Origin of the sequence: Myceligenerans pegani (assembly GCF_014892515.1) — a bacterium.
Classification (GTDB): Bacteria; Actinomycetota; Actinomycetes; order Actinomycetales; family Cellulomonadaceae; genus Myceligenerans; species Myceligenerans pegani.
This window is the reverse complement of sequence record NZ_JADBGR010000019.1, coordinates 77,941-97,229: the sequence shown is the minus strand read 5'-3', so window position 1 is coordinate 97,229 and position 19,289 is coordinate 77,941. Positions and strand designations below refer to the sequence as shown.

Below are 19,289 nucleotides of genomic sequence, written 5' to 3'. Positions count from 1 at the left end.
GGTGACGCCCCCTCGCGTGCGTCACCGCCGGGCCGTCTCAGCAGATCAGGGTCCCCGACGACGCGGACCGCACCCCTCAAGTCAGGAGAACTCCCTTGGACTGGCTACTGCACGCCGGCGACGACCCGGTGCACAAGCTGCTTCTCATGCTGATCGCGATCGGGCTGTTCGTGGCGCTGATGGCGATCATCCTCTTCGTCGTCGATCGCCCGCGGAACCCGGCGCGCTGGTTCGTCGGCTTCGGCTTCACCGGCATCGCCCTGCTGTTGCTGCTGGCCGGGCTCGTGTACCCGGCCGTGCACACCATCTGGACATCGTTCCTGCGCCGCAACTCCGGCGAATTCATCGGCCTCGCCAACTACGTGCGGGCCTTCACGGAGCCCCAGTTCCTCGTCGTGCTGGGGAACACCGCCCTGTGGGTCCTCGTGGCGCCGCTCGTCGCCACCTTCCTCGGCCTGGTCTACGCCTACGTCGTGGATCGCAGCCGGTTCGAGAAGCTCGCCAAGGGGCTCGTCTTCCTGCCGATGGCGATCTCCATGGTGGGCGCCTCGATCATCTGGAAGTTCGTCTACGAGTTCAAGCCTGAGGGCGTCGAGCAGACCGGTCTGCTGAACCAGTTCCTGGTGTGGCTCGGTGGTGAACCGCAGCAGTGGCTGCTGGGCAGGCCGCTGAACACCTTCCTGATCATGGTCGTCTTCGTCTGGATCCAGACGGGCTTCGCGATGACGCTGCTCTCGGCGTCGATCAAGGCGATCCCGACCGACATCACGGAGGCCGCGCGGCTCGACGGCGTCAGTGGGCTCGGCATGTTCTGGCGCATCACGATCCCGAGCATCCGCCCGGCGCTCGTCGTCGTCCTCACCACCATCGCCATGACCACGCTCAAGACCTTCGACATCGTGCGGACCATGACGGCCGGACAGTTCGGCACGTCGATCGTGGCCCTCGAGTTCTACGACCAGGGCTTCCGCCAGCAGGACGCCGGCATGGCCGCCGCACTGGCCGTCCTGCTGTTCGTCATCGTCGTCCCGGTGGTCGTGTACAACGTGCGCCAGCAGCGCAAGGTGGAGGAGATCCGATGACCACGACAACGCCGCAGATGCCGCCGCAGCCGGTCCGCCCGGCGTCGTCGGGCATCAACGAACGGGCGCGCAAGGCGCGCAAGGCGCTCAGCAATCCGTGGGCGAGCACCCTTGCGATCGTGATCGCGGTCCTCTGGACCGTGCCGACCGTGGGCCTGCTGGTCACCTCGTTCCGCCCCGAACTGGACATCCGCACGAGCGGGTGGTGGACGGTCTTCGGGGACGCCCTCGCCGGCGAGGGCGTGTTCTCGCTGCGCAACTACGAGACGGCGCTGTTCGGCAGCTCGACCAACATGATCGACTTCTTCGTGAACTCGTTCGTGGTCACGCTGCCCGCGGTGTTCATCCCGATCACGATCGCGCTCCTGGCCGCCTACGGGTTCGCGTGGATCGACTTCAAGGGGCGCGACATCCTGTTCATCGCGGTCTTCGCCCTGCAGATCGTGCCGATCCAGATCACGCTGGTGCCGCTGCTGTCGGCGTACGTCGACCTCGGCATCAACGGCACCTTCTGGACCATCTGGCTGTCGCACTCGATCTTCGCCCTGCCGCTGGCGATCTTCCTGCTGCACAACTTCATGAAGGACGTGCCGCGATCGCTCGTCGAGGCGGCGCGGGTCGACGGCGCCGGCCACGTGAAGATCTTCTTCCAGGTGATGATGCCGCTGCTCACTCCGGCGATCGCGGCGTTCGCGATCTTCCAGTTCCTGTGGGTGTGGAACGACCTGCTCGTCGCCCTGGTCATGGGCGATCTGCGGACCTTCCCGCTCACCGTGCGCATCGCGGAGCTGGCGGGTTCGCGCGGCGGTGACTGGCACGTGCTGTCGGCCGGCGCCTTCATCTCGATGGTGGTGCCCGTGATCGTGTTCCTGGTGCTGCAGCGGTACTTCGTGCGCGGCATGCTCGCGGGAGCGGTCAAGGGCTGACTGCGTTTTCCGGAGCCGCCGGGCTCCGCCGCTGCGGGCGCTCCTGCGTCGCGTCCTCGGTCGTCGCAACGGGTCCGGCGGCCCGGGACCGGTTGCCGGGGTGGTGAGGTGACGGTCCTCGCTGCCCCGGCGGTTCCGGGTTCACGACTCCCGGGCCAGGAGGCTTTGCTTGATCTCCAGGCCGTAGCGGAAGCCGCCCAGGGTGCCGTCCGTGCGCAGCACGCGGTGGCACGGTACGAACAGTGCCGCCGCGTTCATCGCGCAGGCCCCCGCTGCGGCGCGTACCGCGGCAGGCCGCCCGGTCCGGGCCGCGTACTCCGTGTAGGTGAGGCGTTCGCCGGGCGCGACGTCGCGCAGCACGTCCCAGGCATGCGTGCGGTACTCGCCACTCGCCTGCCGCACCGGCACGCGCGCCGGGGCCCCGTGATCGCCGTCGTAGTAGGCCAGGACGGCCTCGGTGGCCGTGGTCAGGATGCCGGCCGACGGCGGCTGCGCGTCGGCCGCGGGCGCGGGACCGTGGTCCCGGGTGAGGCCGGCGGTCCGCGGCGGGTGACCGCTCACGGGATCCGTGCGCAGGGAGCGGTGGATCAGGGCGACGAGGGATTCGGCGTCGTCGGTCCAGCCGGAGGCGAGGACGGCCGCGTCAGGCTGGTCCGGGCCGGTCGGGGCCTCGGACCCGATGATGGTGAACGGTCCGTCCGGGGTGTCGAGGGTGGTGGCGTGCACGGCGGGTTCCTTTCGGTTGGGTCGTGCGGGTCGGCGGCGGGTCACGCGTTGCGCCAGAGATGCATGGCGGCATAGGACCGCCAGGGCGCCCAGGCCGAGCCGCGCTCGGCGAGTTCCCGGAACTGCCGGGAGCGCTTCGCCTCGCCGTCGAGCAGGCCCAGCGTGCGTGCGCCCGCCAGCAGCGCGACGTCGCCGTCCATGAGGACGTCCGGGTCGCCGAGCACGCGCAACGCGACGTAGCCGGCCGTCCAGGGACCGATCCCCGGCCGCGCGACAAGGCGTTCGCGTAGGTCGTCGGCGTCGTCGCCGACGGTCACGGTGAGGTCGCCCGCGGCGAGCGCACGCGTGGTCGACTCGATGGCGGCGACGTTGCGGGAGGGGAGCCGCAGGTGGTCGCGTGCGCCGTCGGCCACCTGATCGGGCGTGGGGAACAGGCGTGAGAGCCCGGCGATGCCGGACACGTACGGCGTCCCCACCGCCGCCGCGAGACGGGACAGGTGCGTGCGTGCGGCCGCGACGCTGATCTGCTGCCCGACGATCGCCCGCACCAGCAGCTCGCCGGCGTCCACCGCGCCCGGCACGCGGATCCCCGGCACGGCGGCGACGCTCGCGGCCAGGCCGGGATCGGCGCCCAGGGCGTCGTCGACGGCGACGGGGTCCGCGTCGAGGTCGAGCAGCCGCCGGATCCGGGACACGGCGACGGGTACGTCGGCGAGGTGCGTCACCTCGAGCGTGACACCGACGCTTGCGGCGCGGTCGGCACCCGAGGCTCCGCCCCGTGCGCTCCCCGCACGGTCGGCGCCCGGGGCTCCGCCCCGTGCGCTCCCCGCACGGTCGGCGCCCGGGACCCCGCCCCGTGCGCGGACCGTCGCCCCGGGCTCGCCGGCCGGCGTCGAGGAGTGGCGATCCCGGCCGTCGGTGCCGGAGGGCAGCACCGTGGCCGCCGGGCCGGTGCCGTGGTCCGGTTCCTGGTAGCGCACCTCGAAGGCACCCGGTCCGTGCGGGAGAGCGACGGTCCGGGCGTAGCGGAGCGCGGGGCCCGCGAGATCCGCGGACTCCACACCGTCGACGGCGCGGGCGGCGAGGAACTCGAGCACGCCGCGCGCGTCGAACGGCAGCCGGACGGGCAGGCTGAGCCGGAGCGACTGCCGCTCGGCCCCGTGGTCCTCCACGCGGTCCCGAGCGTACTCCTCCGTGTGGTCGGGGGTTTCCCGCGTGGTCGTGCGAGCGATCGCCCGGCCCCGAGGCAACCCCCCGACCGCGCCGTCACCGCCCCTGGCGCCGCGCCCGCGCGCCCGGATCTCCGACGGCGTGGCCGCGAAGATCTCCGCGATCGTGTCGTTGAACTGGCGGATCGAGCCGAAGCCGGCCGCGAACGCGACGTCGGCCAGCTTGAGGTCCGTGCCGGTCAGCAGGGCCCGCGCGGTCTGTGCCCGCTGCGCGCGGGCCAGTGCCAGGGGGCCGGCGCCGAGTTCCGCGACCAGCAGCCGGTTGATCTGCCGTACCGAGTAGCCGAGCCGCACGGCCAGCCCCTCGACGCCGTCGCGGTCGACGACGCCGTCGGCGATGAGCCGCATCGCGCGTCCCGCGAGGTCCCGGCGCAGGTTCCATTCGGGCGTGCCGGGCGTGGCCTCCGGGAGGCAGCGCTTGCAGGCCCGGAACCCGGCGTCGTGCGCGGCGGCGCTGGTCAGGTAGAAGGTGACGTTGGACGGCTTCGGGGTGCGCGCCGGGCACGACGGGCGGCAGTAGATCCCGGTGGTCCGGACCGCCGTGAAGAACTGCCCGTCGAAGCGTGCGTCACGCGCCGCGATGGCGCGGTACCGCTCGGCGAAGAGCAGGCCGTCGGGTGTGTCCCGGGTGGCTGGGGAGTCGTGGACGACGTCGGTCATGGTCCCATCGTGCGCCGCCGTCGGGAGCAGCGGCTAGCGGGAATCGGACGCGACGATGCGCCGCCCGGCACAGCCCTGGAAGTTCGACGCGCTGCCCGCGGACCTCGGGGCAGCCGACCCGCGATCCGTGACGCGGTGGATCGATTCCTGGGGAGAACCTGGGAAGATTCCGGGCGGAGCGTCACATATCCCCGGCGCGCCGCAGGGACTCCGCCACGCTGGGCCGCATGACCGACATGTGGGGGCCATGGCGTGACATCGAACGTCGGCTCACGGACACGACGAGGTGCCCGGACTGCGGGACGGACCTCGTGACGTCCGTGTGCACCAGGTGCGGCCTCGACCTCGGCGTCGACCGCGCCCACGAGGTGCGGCGGCTGTCGTTCGAGGCCGCGGGCCTGTTGCGCCGCCGCGACGCGCTGATCGCCGAGATGCGCGCCGCGCACGCCCTCCAACGGGTCACAGCGCCCGCGGAGCGCGAGCTGCCACCGGCTCCCACGAGCCTGCCGGCCGCCCCGAAGGTTGGCGCCGGCGAGGCGGGACGATCCGCCCCGGCCCGTCGGAGGACGCCGTCGACCCCGGTCCGGGTCGCGGCACCGCCCCGATCGCCCGCGAAGCGGCTCCGGCCGCGCCGCGACATCTCGATGCAGCCGATCCTCGCCGGTGCGGGCGCGGCGCTGCTCGCCGTCGCGGCAATCGTCTTCGTCTTCTTCACGTTCGGCGACAACCTGGCCCTGCGCGCGGTCGTCACCGGCATCGTCACGGTGACGGCGGCCACCGTCGCGGCCCTGCTCCGCCGTGGCGGCCTCCGGACCACGAGCGAGGCCGTCGCCGCCCTCGCCGCGGTCCTGTGCTGGGTCGACGTCGAACTGGCGATGCAGGCGGGGTTCCTCGGCGGGCTGGACCCGGCGATGGCGCGTGCCGTCGTCCTGGCCGGGCTGGCGCCCGCCTTCGTCGCGGTCGGGTACCGGCTGCGGGTGCGCACGTGGGCGTCGGCGGGTCTGGTCGCGGCGCTGGCGGTACCCCTGTCGGCGGCCGCGGGCCTGCCGGGTCCGGCACGGTCGGCCTGGTCGGCCTGGTGGTGGGTCGCGGCGTTCGTGCTGGTCGCCTTCGTGGCGTGGGCGGCGATGCGCCTCGTGCCGACCATCGCGACGCGCCTCGGCACGTCGCTCGGCGTCGAGCGCGGCATGCTCCGCGCGGTCCGGGCGGCGGCGCTCCCGGCCGCGCTCGCGGCGTCTCTCATGGCCACGGAGATCCTCTCGCTCACCCGGATGGGCGCGATCACGGCGCTGTGGTCCGCGGTCGTCGCGGTGGCCGTCGCGGGCGGGTACCTGCTGCGGATCCGCTCCTGGATGTCCGTCGCCGCGCTGGCCGCGCCGGCGACGCCGGCGCTCGCCGTGGCCGGCGTGCCCGGAGCGGCGTGGACGACGTCGGCGCCGTGGTCCGCCTGGTGGTGGACCCTCGGGTGCGTGCTGGTGGCGTTCGTTGCGCTGGCCGCGATGCGCGCCGTGCCGGCGTTCGGCCGGCGGCTCGGCGACGACCCCGTCACCCCCTTCGACGCGGAGTCCCAGTTCCTGCGCGTCGTGCGTGCCGCCGGCATCCCGGCCGCGCTCGTCGTGTCCGTCGCCGCGCCCGCGACGCCGCCGTTGTCCCACGCGGGGACGACGGCGATCCTGTGGTCCGCCGTCGTCGCGGCGGCGCTGCTGGGCGGGTACCTGCTGAGGGTGCGCTCCTGGGTGACCGCCGCCGTGCTCGCGTCGCTCGCGGTCCCGGCGCTCGTCGCCGCCGCGCTGCCCGTCTCGGCGTGGAGCGCGTGGTCGTGGACGTCCGCAGGGGTGGTGACGGCCTTCACCGCACTGGTGGCCCTGCGCGGGCTGCCCCGGGCGGCCCGGCGTCTCGGGGACGGGCTCGGGCGGCCGTTCACCGCGGAGGCCGGAGTGCTGCGGGTCGTCCGCGGCGCGGGCTTCCCGCTGGCCCTCCTGGCGTCGTGCCTCGCGACCGCGATCCCGCCGCTGAACGGCTGGGGGACGACGACGGTGCTGTGGTCCGCGGTCGTGGCCGTCGCCCTGGGGGCGGGCTGGGCACTCCGCGTCCGGTCGTGGATGTCCGTGGCCCTGCTGGCTGTCCTGCCGCTCCCCCTGCTCGGCGAGCCGGCGTTCCTGGGCGGCATGCCGGGCGTTGCCTGGCGGTGGACCGGCGAGTTCCTCCTGGTGGCGGTCCTGGCGTGGGTGGGCGGCCGGGTCGTGGGGCCGATCGCACGGCGCCTCGGCGTGACCGACCCCGCCGCGACGTTCCGGGCCGAGCTGTTCTTCCTTCGGCTTGTCCGGGGTGCCGGGATCCCGCTCGCCCTCGCGGCCGCGACCGCGCTGCCGCTGGTGGCGGCATTCGGCTCCCCGCCCGACACCGCGCTCTCCGGCAGGTTCCCCCTCACCTCGGCAGCGCTGTGGCTGGCCGTCATCCTGTTCGGCGCGGTCGCCGGGCACTGGCTGCGCGTTCGCGCCTGGCTCTCGGCCGCACTGCTCACCGCGCCGCTGCTGCCCTTCTGGGCGGTCGGGGTGCTCGACGCGGAGTTCGGCGTCAGCTGGCCGATCTCCCTCGCCTACCTGGCCGCGGCGCTCCTGACGCTGTTGCCGCGCGCGGCCGACGTCGTCTCCGGACTGCGTCTCGCGGCTCGCTTCGCTCCCGAGCGGACCGTGCTCGACGTCGGCGCCGGGGTCGCCGTCGTGATCGCCGTGATCAGGTCCATCGGCGTCCAGCAGCCGGATCTGCTGCCCGGGACGGGCGGCACCGCCGTGCTCGTCGCGCTGGCGGCCGTGACCGCCGCCCTGCTGCGGCGTTTCACGCACCACCGGATCTGGCTGTTCGCCGGTGGTGCGCTCGCGGTCGCCGCCGGGGCCCTTCTCGGCTGGGGGCCGGGAGACCCGTCCGTGGGGTGGGCGCCCCTCGGCGCGGCCTGCGCGTGGACCGCCCTCGCCGTGCTGACCGCGCCGCGCCTGATCCGGTCCGCCCGGCTCGGATCGGTGCACGGCGCGCTCGCCTCCCGGACCCGCGACGACCTGCTGCTGAGCGGCTGGGTCGTCGTGGCGGCCGCTGCCGTGCCCGCGGCGATCCTCGTGCTGGGCCGCGCGATGGACCTGTGGGCCGCCGCGCTGTCGGCCCCGCGCGCCGACTGGCTCCTGCCCGCGAGTGCCCCCGTCGGCCCGATGTTCGGCGCCGGCGTCGCCTCCGCGCTTCCCGCCTGGGCAGGCCTCGGGACCGTCGCCCTGGCGGCGATCACGCTCCTGGCCACGCGGCTCGCCCCGGGAGACCACCCGGCCCGGCTCGAACGGCTCGCCGCCCCGTACCTCGCCCTGCTGGCGATGGTCGGGCTCACCCTGCACCCGGGGCTCCCCGCCGTTGCCACGCTCGTCCTCCTGGGGCTGCTGGGCCTCGCGCTCGTCGCCGCGACCGCCGCGCGACAGGCCGCGTGGCCCCGTCTCGTCCCCGTCGTGGACGCCGTCCAGAACGCGGGCCGAGTGCTGGCCCGCGCGGCCGAGGGCCTACGCGTGATCGGCGGCCGCCCGGTCGCCGCCGTCGAACGCCGGCACGTGCGGCACGCCGCGCTCGCGGGCAGCGTCGCCGTGATCGCCCTGCTGGGCGCGTACTCGTGGCTCTCCCGCCCGACGGCCGTCGCCGGAGCGCTCGCCGTCTCTGCCCTCGTCCTGGCGCTGCGCGGCACGTACCCGAGGCCCGCCCACCCGTGGCTCGTCGGCGTCGCGTACGTGTACCCGCTGGTCGTGCTCGGCGTGGTGCTCGCATGGCTCGACCTGTCGCTCGTCGCCGCGGTCTGCACCGTGTCCGCGGTCGCGTCGCTCGTGACGATCGCCGTCACGCTCGGCAGCCGCACCTCGCGGAACGAGTGGTACGTGGTGCTCGGCGTGACGGCGCTGCCGTTCCTGGCGGGCGTCGTCACCGTCGTGTTCGAGCGGACGTGGTGGTCGGCGGGCGCCGCGGCCGCGATGCTCGCGCTCGAGCTGGTGCTGCTGCTCACCGCCCGGGCGGGCCTGCCCGTGCTCGTCCGCGCGGGGTCGGCGTTCCTGCTGCTTCCCACGGCGTCGGTGATGATCACCAGCGCCGGCGCGATGATCCTCGAGGTCTCCGGGTCCCCGTACGTGCTGCCCACCGCGGCGACGTTCGTCTCCGCGGTCGCTGCCGGAGCCGCGCGGGTCGCCGAGCGGATCGACGCGCGGGTGCCCGACGGCGGCCCCGACCTCGCCCGCGTCATCCGCGGGATGCTGGAGCGTTCCGCGCTGCTCACCGGGTCGATCACGATCCTCCTCGCGTACGCGCGCCCGGCCGCCGGGCCCGACATCGCCGTCGCCGTGCTGCTCGTCCTCGCCGCCGGCGCCGCGCTCGTCGCGCGCGAGCGGGGACGCAGGCGAGTCTGGCTGCTCGCCGGGGCGCTCCTGCTCGCGGCGCTGTGGACGGCGCTCTCCTCGCGGGGCGTGCGCCTGGTCGAGGCCTACACGTTCCCGCCCGCCGCGGGCGCCGTCCTGGTCGGCGTGCTGATCGCCTGGCGGCTGGGAAGATCTCGCACGACCGACGGGGACGACGACGGCCTGCGCGGCCGGGCGGACAGGCCGGGAACGCGGGATGCCGACGGGCCGACCGCGCCCCCACGTCCCGCGAGGAACGCCTGGGCGCTCGCCGGCGCGGGCGTGGCCCTCGCCGTCGTACCCACCTTCATCGTCTACCTGACCAGGGCCGACGCCGGAGACTGGCGGGCCTGGGCGCTCGCGGCCGTCGCGCTTGCCGCGCTCGGCTCCACACTCCTGGCCGGGCGTCTCACCTGGGCACGCCCCGCGCGGCTCGGGCTGACCGGGGCCGCCGCGTTCGCCGCGCTCGCCGGGGTGATCGAGTCGTGGCGAGTGGCGCCGATGCCGGGCGCCTGGCCCGGTGACCGCGGGGTGCGGAGCCGGGTGGCGGACGTCGGCGGGGCGTCGTCGTCCACCGTCGACCGGATCGGGGAGCCGTTCGTCGGCATCCCGGCCGCGACCGATCCCGCGTTCGTCGTCGGGCTGGTCTGGGCGGCGGTCGCCGTCGCGGTGCTCGTGCTGAGCGTGCTCGCGGCGCGGCCGGCGGCGGGGCCGCGGCTCACCGGCCTGCTGCGGGGATACGGGTTCGTCCCCGCGCTCGTGCTGGGGACCGCGTCCGTGCTGGCCCACATGGAGCCCGCCTGGGGCGCCGTGATCACCCTGCTCGTGGTCGAGCTCGGCCTCCTGACGCTGCTGGTGCTTGGCGTGCGCCGACTGGTCGCGGGCGGCGCGGTGGGTGCGCCGCCGTGGCTCGTCTGGGTGTGTGCCGCGCTCGTCGCGATCGCGGCGTGGGCACCGCGCGAGCTACGCGTGGAGACGTTTTCCGCGCCGCTGGGCGTGGCGCTGATCCTCGCGGGCTGGGTGGCGCTGCGGGACGGGATCCGGCGGGACCGGGCGGGCGCGACGGCGGGTTCCGCGACGGCGGGCGCGACGGCGGCCGGTACGACGGCGGCGGGCGCGCCGGGCGGGACGCCGCCGCGGATCGGCACCTGGCCGGTGGGGTTCGCCGGCTCGTGGCGGACGCTCGCCCTCGGCATCCTGGCGCTCGTGGGCCCGTCCGTGCTGTCCACGGCCACCGACCCGCTCACGGTCCGCGCCAGCGGCGTGGTGTTCGTCGCGCTCATGGCGGTGCTCGCGGGGTCACGGCTGCGCCTCTCGGCCCCGTTCTGGCTCGGGGTCGTCACTCTGGGCGTGGAGGTCCTGGTGGTGTTCGCGAAGCTCGGCGTAGGCGTCTCGCCCCTGCCGTGGATCCTCACCCTCGTTCCCGCGGCGATCGTGCTGCTGATCATCGCCACTCTCGACGAGCGCCGCACGGCGGCATCGGGCGGCACGGCGGCCTACCTCCGCGACCTGCGCTGACACGCGCCGTTGCCGGACTCGGAGGCTCGACCGTTGACCCGGCGGAACCGTCACGAGGTGCCACGACGGCGTAGGTGTGTGGCGGGCTGTCGTCAGAATCGCGTGTCGAGCCAGTCCGTGATCGTCTTGAGGTACAGATCGCGGGCCGGGGCGGGGGACAGGGCGAGGTCGTGGGAGCCGCCGGGGATGATCTCGACCTGGACGTCGGAGCCGAGCTTCGGCGCGCGCTTCCACATGTGTCGCACGTCGAGCACGGCGTCGGTCCCGGTGTTCTCCTCGCGGGTCCGGCCCGGCGTCGTCCGGTCCGACGTCGTGACCAGCACCGGTATGTCCAGCGACAACCCGCGCGCGAGGCGTGCGTGGGCGCGACGCACCGAGTTCAGCCATCCCGCCCGCACCGGGAACGCGGCGTCGGGCTTCCACCGCAGGTCGAAGTCCCATTCGCCGCCGTGGTCGCGGTGCATGGCGTTCGCGTAGTCGCCTCCCAGCGCGCTGACCCGGGCCCGCGGCGCCGCGGCGCCGATCCCGCGCATGAGCTGCGTGGTGACGACGCGGTCGAACCAGCCCCGGTTCAGGTCGACCCACGGCGAGTTGAGCACGAGGCCGACGACGACGCCCGGCCGCGCGGCCGCCCACAGCGAGGCGATGAGGCCACCGGTGGAGTGCCCCAGGATGACGATCCGCTCGTGCCCCTCCGCGCGGACGGCGTCCGTCGCGGCGTCGAGGTCGGCGGCGTGCTCGTGCACGAACGGAACGATGGTCCGGTCGTCGTGCTCGCGCACCGAACGCCCGTATCCGCGCAGGTCGACGGCGTAGAACGGGTAACCGGCGGCCGCCAGGTGTTCCGCGACATGGGTCTGGAAGAAGTAGTCGACGAAGCCGTGCACGTACAGGACGGCGGGCCTGGCCGTGTCGGTGCCGGTCGAGGCCACGTGCCGGACGAGCGTCGCCGCGCGGTCGTCCGGCGACGAGGCGCCACTGCCGCGTCGCACGCCGCGGGAACGCCGGGGAGCGGGCACGGACAGCGAGCGCGCCTCGAAGCCGTCACCGAGGACGTCGGGGGACCAGGAACTCATCGGGCGGCTCCGTTGCGGCGAGGGCGAGAGATGCCGCGATTCTAGAGCGTCGCACGGGTCCGACGGGCGGATCTCCGGCGGCGTTTGTGATGGTGCACGACTCACCGGACTATCTCGGGCCGCATATGGCGGGCCGGGACCGTGGAGGTCCCGGCCCGCTTCCCGCCGCTGGTCCGGGCGGCGGCGGGCCCTGCGGCCGGTGCGGGGCGGTGCACCGGCGGCAAGTTCTGTGGTGGCCGGTTCAGTGGCAGCCGGCTGGTGGGGTGGGGGGTTTGCCTGCGGCGATGGCGTCGAGGATGGAGGCGGCGCCGTGTTGTTGGAGGGTGCCGGTGACCGCGTCGGCGGCTAGGCGGACGGCGGCGGGCGCGTCTCCCATGGCGATGGCGGTGGCGGCCCATTTGAACATCGGCAGATCGTTGGCGCCGTCTCCGATCGCGAGGGTGCGGTCGGGGTGGACGCCCAGGCGGCGCCGGATGCGGTAGAGCGCCGTCGCCTTCGAGACCAGACCTACGGCCAGGTCGATCCAGTTCTCGCCTGCGGGAGTAGCGGTCACGTCGAGTGTGCGCAGGTGACCCAGCAGAGTGGTAACGCCGGGCGCGTGCAGCACGAGCCGCGGGGTGGCCTCGGGGAGACGGTCGTGGGTGACGACGGTCTGGCGTCCGTTGAGCAGCCCGGCCTCGAACTCACGGGTGACGTGATACCCGTAGCCGACCTCCTCGGCGGCGATCTGGGTCTCGGCCATGAGTTCGCGCACGAGGGCGACGACGGGCGGCACGTCGAGGGTGAAGGCGTCGGCGATCTCGTAGCCGCCTGGGGCGTTCGGGGTCAGGCGTGCGGTCACCGCGCCGTTGGAGGCGACCACCCACCCGCTGGTCAGCCCGAGGCTGGCGGCCACCGGCATCACCCCGACCAGCGACCTTCCGGTGGACAGGACCACATGATGGCCGGCGGCGATCACGTCCTGCACGGCATCCGCGTTGACCGGCGGCACGTCGATCGTGCCCTCGGGCAGGAGAGTGCCGTCGACGTCGAGCGCGACGAGCATGGGCCCGTCCGCCGTGGCAGTGATTGCGGTGGTGGGCGGGTCTGTGGTTACCGGGATGGTGTGGGTGGCGTTCATTGCGTCGTCCTTGCTGCGTGTCGGGCGGTGCGGGGTCGGAGCGCGTCGGTCAGACGTGGCGCCACCGCGTCGGTCCGGGGTTGGACGGCGGCCGCGGCCGAGGCGTCGATGACGGTGCAGGCCGCGCCGTCGGGCTCGAGTTCGTGAACCAGGCGGGCATGCGCCGTCGCGAGGGTGGTGTCGGCGGGAACGATGACCAGCCGCGCCTCGTGCAGGCGGGCGGCCTGGACGACTTGGCTCAGCGTGAACCCGTCGAACCTGTCCGTGACGATCTGCGCCAGCGCGAACCCCTCGACCCGCGCGTACTCCGTGACGGCGTGACGCTGCGCATCGAGGACTTCCGGATCGGACGCGGACACGTACCCGACGGCGGTCGGGCGGGGCGTGGTCGACGTCATGAGGGACTCCCTCGGCGTTCGGGGTCACGTCGCGGATCAGACCGTTCGGCCTGGTTGGTGCATCCCGCAGACGGCGATCCCTTCCGGCCGACGTCTGCGGGGCTGTTCTCAGGCTCCATCGGAGTTCTGTCGCGATGTGAGTCGCAGGCGTGGCCCGCTACGGGAGGCGGGCGCGGTGCCTAGCGCGGCTGGGCGCCTCGGGGAGTCAGCTCTTGCACGCGTATCCGTGCAGGCCGCAACGTCGCGACGAGTCAGCAGAGAGAGCCGTGGGCGCCCGCGGCCGTAGGGGCACGGCCGCCATGGGTGGGCGGGTGCAGCGCTGAGCAGACCTGGTTGGGCTACGAGCCGGTCAGTCATGGCGGGGCCATCGCGGTGGGTCTTCGGCGCGGAGTGTGTCGAAGCGGCCGTGCCCTCTCGCCGTGGGCAGCGTTCGGGACTGCCGTTTCTAGGCACCTCGCAGCGTGCTCAGCTGACGCTGCAGTGCCGTTGTGTTTTCGTTCTGCGGCACGTCGTTCAGTGCGGTCTGGAGCGGTTCGAATCTGTCCAGCGTCCGAACGGAGCGGACTGTTGTGGCGCTTGCGACGACATCCTGGCCGGCACGTAGTCCTTCGTCGATGTCTCCCGTACGCAGGTGGGCTGTCGCGAGGGCGGTGAGATCGAAGGTTCGGCTGCGAGCCATCTCGGGGCCACGCTGGTCGAGAGCATGAGTGATGTGCCCGATGGCTTGTTCCATGTCTGCTGCGGGGACGTCGGGTCCTGTGGTGAGGACGACGCCCGTCACAGCGTGGAGGTGCAGGTCGGACCTGCCGAACTCTTGCACCCATGCTGCCGCGCGGTCACGGTCGGCGTGCTCCCATTCGACTCTCGCGCGGTTCAGGGAGCGGCCCATCTGAGTGCGGTCGCCCAGGGCCGCATATGCCCAGGCTTCGTTGACGCAGATCATCGAGGTCGTCACACCGCACCCGGAGTCCTGCGCTGCGATCTGTCCGAGCTGGAAGAATCTCAGTGCCTCGTGCGGGAGTCCTCGATGCAGATGAAGGCGCCCCATCCGGTACAGGATGTTTGCTGACAACGACTGATCGCCCACGGCCTTTGCCTGCTCCAGGGCGCGGGAGAAGTGACGCCTGGCCACCGTGAACATCCCGGTATCGAATGATGTCCACCCGGCGAGATTATGCAGATCAGCCAGGGCGACAAGCAGGTCGTGACGATTCTTCTCCGAGGTGTCGGCCAGGAGCAGCTGCTGCGCCCATCGCACCTGGGCGGCGATCGCATCGCGGCACGCTCCACCGCCGTACTGGTAGTCGACGGCGCGCATCGTGGCGGTCAAGGACTTGAGCTGGACGACGTCGGCAGCTCCGACCTTTGTCGGCACTGGGGCGGTCTGCCGTTCTACCGGCTGCCACCATGAGGCCACGTCGGCGACGTCAGCTTCCATGGTCATGTTCGCGGCGTGTGACACATCCGGCGAGCCTCTTCACGCTCAGAAGGATCGGTCGAGACGTTCGCCACCGCCATGTCGAGCACCGATTCGGTGGACTCGTCATAAGCCACTCCCATGTATCCGCGCGGCACTCCGAGCCCGTCGGCGATACGGACCAGCACGTCGTGCGCCAGGACCTGTCGGCCGCGGAGAATCTCGTACACCTCCGACGGGCTCTGCATCGTGCGGCGCGCGATCGAACGCTGGGAGATGCCGGCACGCTGCAACAGTTCGTAGACCTGCTTCAGGTCGCGGCGGGCCAGGGCGGTGCGCATCTCGGCGCGCTCCCAGACCGCCGGACTGATCGGCTCGTTCCCGTACGGGTCGACATTCATGGCAGGCCCCCAACGACGCTGGTCTCTCCTTCGCTCAGCAGGCTATGGCCAATGCCACTCCGACGGGAGGCTCCGAGGCAAGTGACCAGCAGAGGTGACTAGCAGCACGAGTCACTCCGACCGACTCGCCGGACCGGCTACCCGCGCGGCTCACTTCCGGCACGTCACCAGGGGAAACGTGGTGGTCCCAAGCGCTTCGGGCCACGAGAGCCACGGCCGGGCGTACCGCACCACACGTGAGTAAGGAGGTGATCGCATGAGGTCCGATCACAAGCTCTGGCGGCGAGCGACGCCCCGCAAGGATTGCGACGTTCGTGCAACTGTTCTGGCAGCGACGTCGCTGCACGGCGTTGGTCGTGTGCCCCTGGTGACGCCGCACGGGATTCTTGCTGTCGGCTACGACGATCAGGCCAAGACGTTCGACTATCGGCTGACGACCGACGGCCATGAGGAACGTTGGCGGCGTTCCTTCCCGATGGGGTCGTACGCGCAGAGCCTCTACAACGCCGATACCGACGAGTTGTGCGTTCCGAACTCGTTCACCAAGTACTCGGCGCTCGACCCCCGCGATGGCCGAGTTCGCTGGGAAGCTGACCTGGGGTCACGCATCCGGTCGACGGCGGTAGCGGTGGGCAGCCGGTACATCACCTTCATCGGGAATCACATCCTTGAGTTCGGCGTCGACGGTGTCACCGAGCTTGCCGTGCTCCCAGGATCGATCTTCTTCGGCAAGCCGGTGGTCTCCGACGGGAGGTTCTACTCGCTCGCCGGCCTACGTCGCGGTGACGGTGCGTCCTTGGCCCTCGTGTGTTTCGAGAGGTCGTCGAGCCGAGTCTCCTGGGCTACGCCGATCGGCCGGGACTACGTCGTCGCCTCGGACACGGCCGGCCCGGCGCTGGACACGGCAAACGGCCTGGTGGTGGCGGGAACGAGCGATGGTCACGTCGTAGCGGTCGACCTCGAGGCGGGAACCATCAGGTGGAAGACCGAACTCCCAGACCGTGGCGTCGCGGTGCGGTCGGCACCGTGTGTCGCGGACGGCCTCGTGGCGGTTGGGACACTCGAAGGTGCTCTGCATCTCCTGGGGGCGATCGATGGGAACGTGATTCGCTCGACACAGGTGGATCCGCTCGGGATCTGGTCCACACCGGCGATCCACGACGGGAGCGTCTACGTACACGGCGGCGCCTGGCTGAGCCAGCGCAGTCTCACCGACCTCTCGGTGAGCTGGGAAGTCCCGATCGGCTTCAACGCGTACTCCGCACCTGTGGTCGCCGACGCCGAGCGGATCCTCATCTGCGGCGGTGACCCACCTGCGGACGGCTATCTCGTCTCGGTCTCCCTGACCGATGCCGGCGCCTCACCAAGTATCGAGTCCGAGTACGTGATGGGCACCGACCGCGACTTCCTCCGTGTGGAGTACCAGACGGACGAGCACCCCGACGAGATCGACCTGGACCTGCGGCACTTCGGACGCACCGGCCACGAGCGGATGCTGCGCAGCGGCCCGCGTTCGTACTACTGGGCGGGCGAGGTCGACCAAGACAAGCGCTACGCCGAGGTGGCGATCTACGGTCGCCTGCACTCCGGCACCAATCGGCGGGTCATGAGCTTCGTCATCGACACCGGCTCCATGCGGCGCCCGGAAGTCGCGCAGGCCCGGGCGCTCGGCGACGCCGAGTTGCCCGCACCCGCCACCTCTCGCGCGAACTCCGGCGGCCCTGTGCTCACAGCCGTCCTCGCCGCGCACGGCAAGTCCGTCGACCCCGGCCTGGCCGAGGATGCCGCGCAGTACATGCGCGGGCAGGGCATCGACCCCCACCACATCTGGCGAGGCGGATCTGCCCGGATCATCGCCTCGTCCTCGCTTCCACTCCCGGAGATGCTCTCCCGGACGCCGACACAGTCGGACGTGGTCAGCGTCATCGAGGAGTGGGAGAAGGGCGGTCACCACGACGCCTCGACGCAATGACCGGCAACACGAAGAAGGAGAGGATGCGCAATGCTCACCGTCCGTGACATCAGCACCGGCGCGCTGGACGGCGCGGGTCTCTTGCCGGTTGGCAGCTACGACCCGTTCCAGCCGCGGTTCATCGCCAACCTCAAGGAGCACCTGGCCACCGGGTACTCGGTGATCGTCCGGCTCCACCCCGGGGTCGCCTACCCGATGCCTGACAACGACCTGGTGCACAAGGTCGACCGCGAAGGCCACGTCGTGGCTGTCGTGGGCTACGCCGACGAGGACGGCACCTTCCTCGTCGGCGACCCGTGGCGCGCCGAGTGGGGCGGAGACCGCCACGGCCTGACCGCCCTCACCTCACAGGACCTGGCTCTGCTGCTGTGCAACACGACCGCGTGCTTCGCCGCGATGCCGGCACCCATGTCCATGTCCGCCCGGATCGAGGCCGTCGGACCGACGACCAACCAGCTGGTCGTCACCGTCGGTGCACCCCGCCACCCGCACGCCCGGTGCGAGTTGCGGTCCATCACTGCCCTCAACGCGAGCATCAAGCTCCCGGACGGCCTCGCGTGTGACAAGGCCCGCCAGTGGGCCGACCTCATCACCCCGGAGGGCGACGCGGAACTCACCTGGGTCGTCGAGGAGCACCACCCCGTCGACGGCGAGATCGAGATCGCCGTCGCCGGTCTCGGCCTCGGGTACGACCCCTACCCCTTCCAGGACGTCGTCGGAAGCCGAGCACGAGTCGCGGTCCGCTCGGTCGTGGACGTCCCAGTCCGGGAACACCAGCTGGCCTGACCTGCACGCACGAAGCAAGCACGGTGCCCAGGATCCCCCTGGGCACCGCGCTCGCCTTTGCTGCCAGTCAGCCGTCAGCGCTAACGCCCGGCGCTGCCTGGTCACGGTCATCATCCGAGTCCGTGTCGTCGGCCAACCACCAGCGGGTGCCGTCAGCGGTGTCCTCGATCACGATCCCCCGGCTGGCCAAAGTGTCACGGATCTGGTCGGCAGCGGCGAAGTCGCGCGCCTTGCGCAGCTCAGCGCGACGCACAAGCTCGGCCTCGATCTCGGCGTCATCCGCAGACCGGACCTCCAGATCGAACACGTCGAACAGTTCGTTCACGCGGTCAAGGAGCTGCCCCGCCGACGGCCCTGGCTGCAGGTCACTGCGGTTCTGTTCCCGGATGTAGCCGAACAGCACAGCCAGCGCGGCCGGCGTATCCAGGTCGTCGTCCAGGCGCATAAGCATTTCGGTCCACGCCTCCTCCGCTGCATCCACGGCCATCGAGGCTTCCTGCGCGGACCGATCGACCTGACGGGCGAAGTTCTCCACCCTGCGACGCGCACTCCGTGCCTGCTCCAGCGCGGTCACTGACAGCTCCATCGATGACCGGTACTGCTGGGACAGGAACGCGTACCGCAAGGTCCGGTAGTCGCTCATCGCGAGAGCGTCACGAACCGTCAGGAAGTTGCCCGAGCTCTTGGACATCTTCGCGCCGTCGACGCGCAGCAGACCGGTGTGTACCCAATGGCGTACCAGCGGCTCCTTGCCCGAGGCCGCTTCCATCTGGGCGATCTCCGCCTCGTGGTGGGGAAAGATCAGGTCGACCGCCCCGCCGTGCAGGTCATACTGCGGACCGAAAAGAGCCTCCGTGATCGCGGTGTCCTCGATGTGCCACCCCGGCCGCCCCGGTCCCAACGATGTGTCCCAGGACGGGTCGCCCGGCTTCCGGGCTTTCCACAACGCGAAGTCGCCACGATTGCGCTTGGCGTCGTTCTCGTCGATCCGCGCCACGGAGTCGCCCTCGGCGGCCTCGGTCCGCCCCGAGAGCTTGCCGTAGCCCGGGAACGTGGACAGGTCGAAGTACCACCCGTCGTCCAACTGGTAGGCATGCCCACGATCGACCAGCGCCCGCACCTGAGCGACGATCTCATCGATGTGGTCATGCGCACGCGCGTAGACATCCACCTCCGTGTTCCCGAGCGCCGACATGTCCTGTCGGTAGGCGTCCTCGAATTCCGCGGCAACATCACGGGGCTCACGCCCCAGCTCGTGGGCGCGACGGATGATCTTGTCGTCGATATCGGTGATGTTCTGCGCATACGTCACCTTGAAGCCGCGAAGCCGCAGGTAGCGAGCGAGAAAGTCGAACTGGGTGTAGGTCTTGGCATGCCCTACATGAGCGAGGTCGTACACCGTGGGGCCACATACGAACATCCGCACGACCCCGGGCGTCATCGGTTCAAGCGGCTCCACGCGCCTCGTCAGCGTGTTGTACAGGGCAATCCCCATGCCTACTCTCCAGATCTGTCCGATATGAGTGCAGCGAACCTACGACGAGATGGCCGGCGTTCAACCCG

At 71.9% G+C, this 19,289-nt stretch carries 13 protein-coding genes; 5 read left to right on the top strand and 8 right to left on the bottom strand.

Going from position 1 to position 19,289, the window contains the following annotated elements; translation table 11 throughout:
* Window positions 1-95: 95 nt before the first annotated feature.
* Together IIE03_RS01845 and IIE03_RS01840 are read left to right on the top strand one after the other, a co-directional pair.
* Window positions 96-1,082 (top strand): carbohydrate ABC transporter permease, encoded by a 987-nt coding sequence (locus IIE03_RS01845; protein ID WP_225997102.1) that lies wholly within the window; start codon window positions 96-98, stop codon window positions 1,080-1,082.
* Window positions 1,079-2,008: a carbohydrate ABC transporter permease gene (locus IIE03_RS01840; RefSeq protein WP_192861012.1), complete on the top strand. Its 930-nt coding sequence runs from the start codon at window positions 1,079-1,081 to the stop codon at window positions 2,006-2,008. The genes IIE03_RS01845 and IIE03_RS01840 overlap by 4 nt, the downstream gene beginning before the upstream one ends.
* 141 nt (window positions 2,009-2,149) lie before the next feature.
* Here the strand turns inward: IIE03_RS01840 and IIE03_RS01835 are convergent, their stop codons facing one another.
* Window positions 2,150-2,734, bottom strand: a complete 585-nt coding sequence (locus IIE03_RS01835; protein ID WP_192861011.1) for a methylated-DNA--[protein]-cysteine S-methyltransferase — start codon at window positions 2,732-2,734, stop codon at window positions 2,150-2,152.
* A gap of 41 nt (window positions 2,735-2,775) precedes the next feature.
* Window positions 2,776-4,623 (bottom strand): DNA-3-methyladenine glycosylase 2 family protein, encoded by a 1,848-nt coding sequence (locus IIE03_RS01830; protein ID WP_192861010.1) that lies wholly within the window; start codon window positions 4,621-4,623, stop codon window positions 2,776-2,778.
* A gap of 227 nt (window positions 4,624-4,850) precedes the next feature.
* On the opposite strand from IIE03_RS01830, the gene IIE03_RS01825 reads away from it, so the two are divergent.
* Window positions 4,851-10,556 carry a hypothetical protein gene (locus IIE03_RS01825; protein ID WP_192861009.1) on the top strand — a complete coding sequence of 1,902 codons (5,706 nt, stop codon included), beginning with the start codon at window positions 4,851-4,853 and terminating at the stop codon, window positions 10,554-10,556.
* A gap of 92 nt (window positions 10,557-10,648) precedes the next feature.
* On the opposite strand, the gene IIE03_RS01820 is transcribed toward IIE03_RS01825, so the two are convergent.
* The 5 genes from IIE03_RS01820 to IIE03_RS25540 form a co-directional block, all read right to left on the bottom strand.
* Complete coding sequence (locus IIE03_RS01820; RefSeq protein WP_192861008.1) at window positions 10,649-11,632, bottom strand: alpha/beta hydrolase; 984 nt, start codon at window positions 11,630-11,632, stop codon at window positions 10,649-10,651.
* Window positions 11,633-11,873: 241 nt separating this feature from the next.
* On the bottom strand, window positions 11,874-12,752 hold the full coding sequence (locus IIE03_RS01815; RefSeq protein WP_192861007.1) for an HAD family hydrolase: 879 nt from the start codon (window positions 12,750-12,752) through the stop codon (window positions 11,874-11,876).
* Window positions 12,749-13,150: a hypothetical protein gene (locus IIE03_RS01810; protein WP_192861006.1), complete on the bottom strand. Its 402-nt coding sequence runs from the start codon at window positions 13,148-13,150 to the stop codon at window positions 12,749-12,751. The genes IIE03_RS01815 and IIE03_RS01810 overlap by 4 nt, the downstream gene beginning before the upstream one ends.
* A 445-nt stretch (window positions 13,151-13,595) precedes the next feature.
* On the bottom strand, window positions 13,596-14,594 hold the full coding sequence (locus tag IIE03_RS01805) for a tetratricopeptide repeat protein (RefSeq protein ID WP_225997101.1): 999 nt from the start codon (window positions 14,592-14,594) through the stop codon (window positions 13,596-13,598).
* The gene (locus IIE03_RS25540; RefSeq protein ID WP_225997100.1) at window positions 14,591-14,908 is read right to left on the bottom strand and encodes a helix-turn-helix domain-containing protein; all 318 of its coding nucleotides are present in this window, start codon (window positions 14,906-14,908) and stop codon (window positions 14,591-14,593) included. Before IIE03_RS25540 ends, IIE03_RS01805 begins: the two co-directional genes overlap by 4 nt.
* 316 nt (window positions 14,909-15,224) lie before the next feature.
* Here IIE03_RS25540 and IIE03_RS01800 point away from each other — a divergent pair, with 316 nt between their 5' ends.
* Together IIE03_RS01800 and IIE03_RS01795 are read left to right on the top strand one after the other, a co-directional pair.
* Window positions 15,225-16,940: an outer membrane protein assembly factor BamB family protein gene (locus tag IIE03_RS01800; RefSeq protein ID WP_192861005.1), complete on the top strand. Its 1,716-nt coding sequence runs from the start codon at window positions 15,225-15,227 to the stop codon at window positions 16,938-16,940.
* Window positions 16,941-16,970: 30 nt separating this feature from the next.
* Window positions 16,971-17,726, top strand: coding sequence for a C39 family peptidase (locus IIE03_RS01795; RefSeq protein ID WP_192861004.1), 756 nt, complete (start codon window positions 16,971-16,973; stop codon window positions 17,724-17,726).
* A 67-nt stretch (window positions 17,727-17,793) separates the two neighbouring features.
* On the opposite strand, the gene cysS is transcribed toward IIE03_RS01795, so the two are convergent.
* Window positions 17,794-19,221, bottom strand: a complete 1,428-nt coding sequence (gene cysS, locus IIE03_RS01790) for a cysteine--tRNA ligase (RefSeq protein WP_192861003.1) — start codon at window positions 19,219-19,221, stop codon at window positions 17,794-17,796.
* Window positions 19,222-19,289 lie beyond the last annotated feature (68 nt).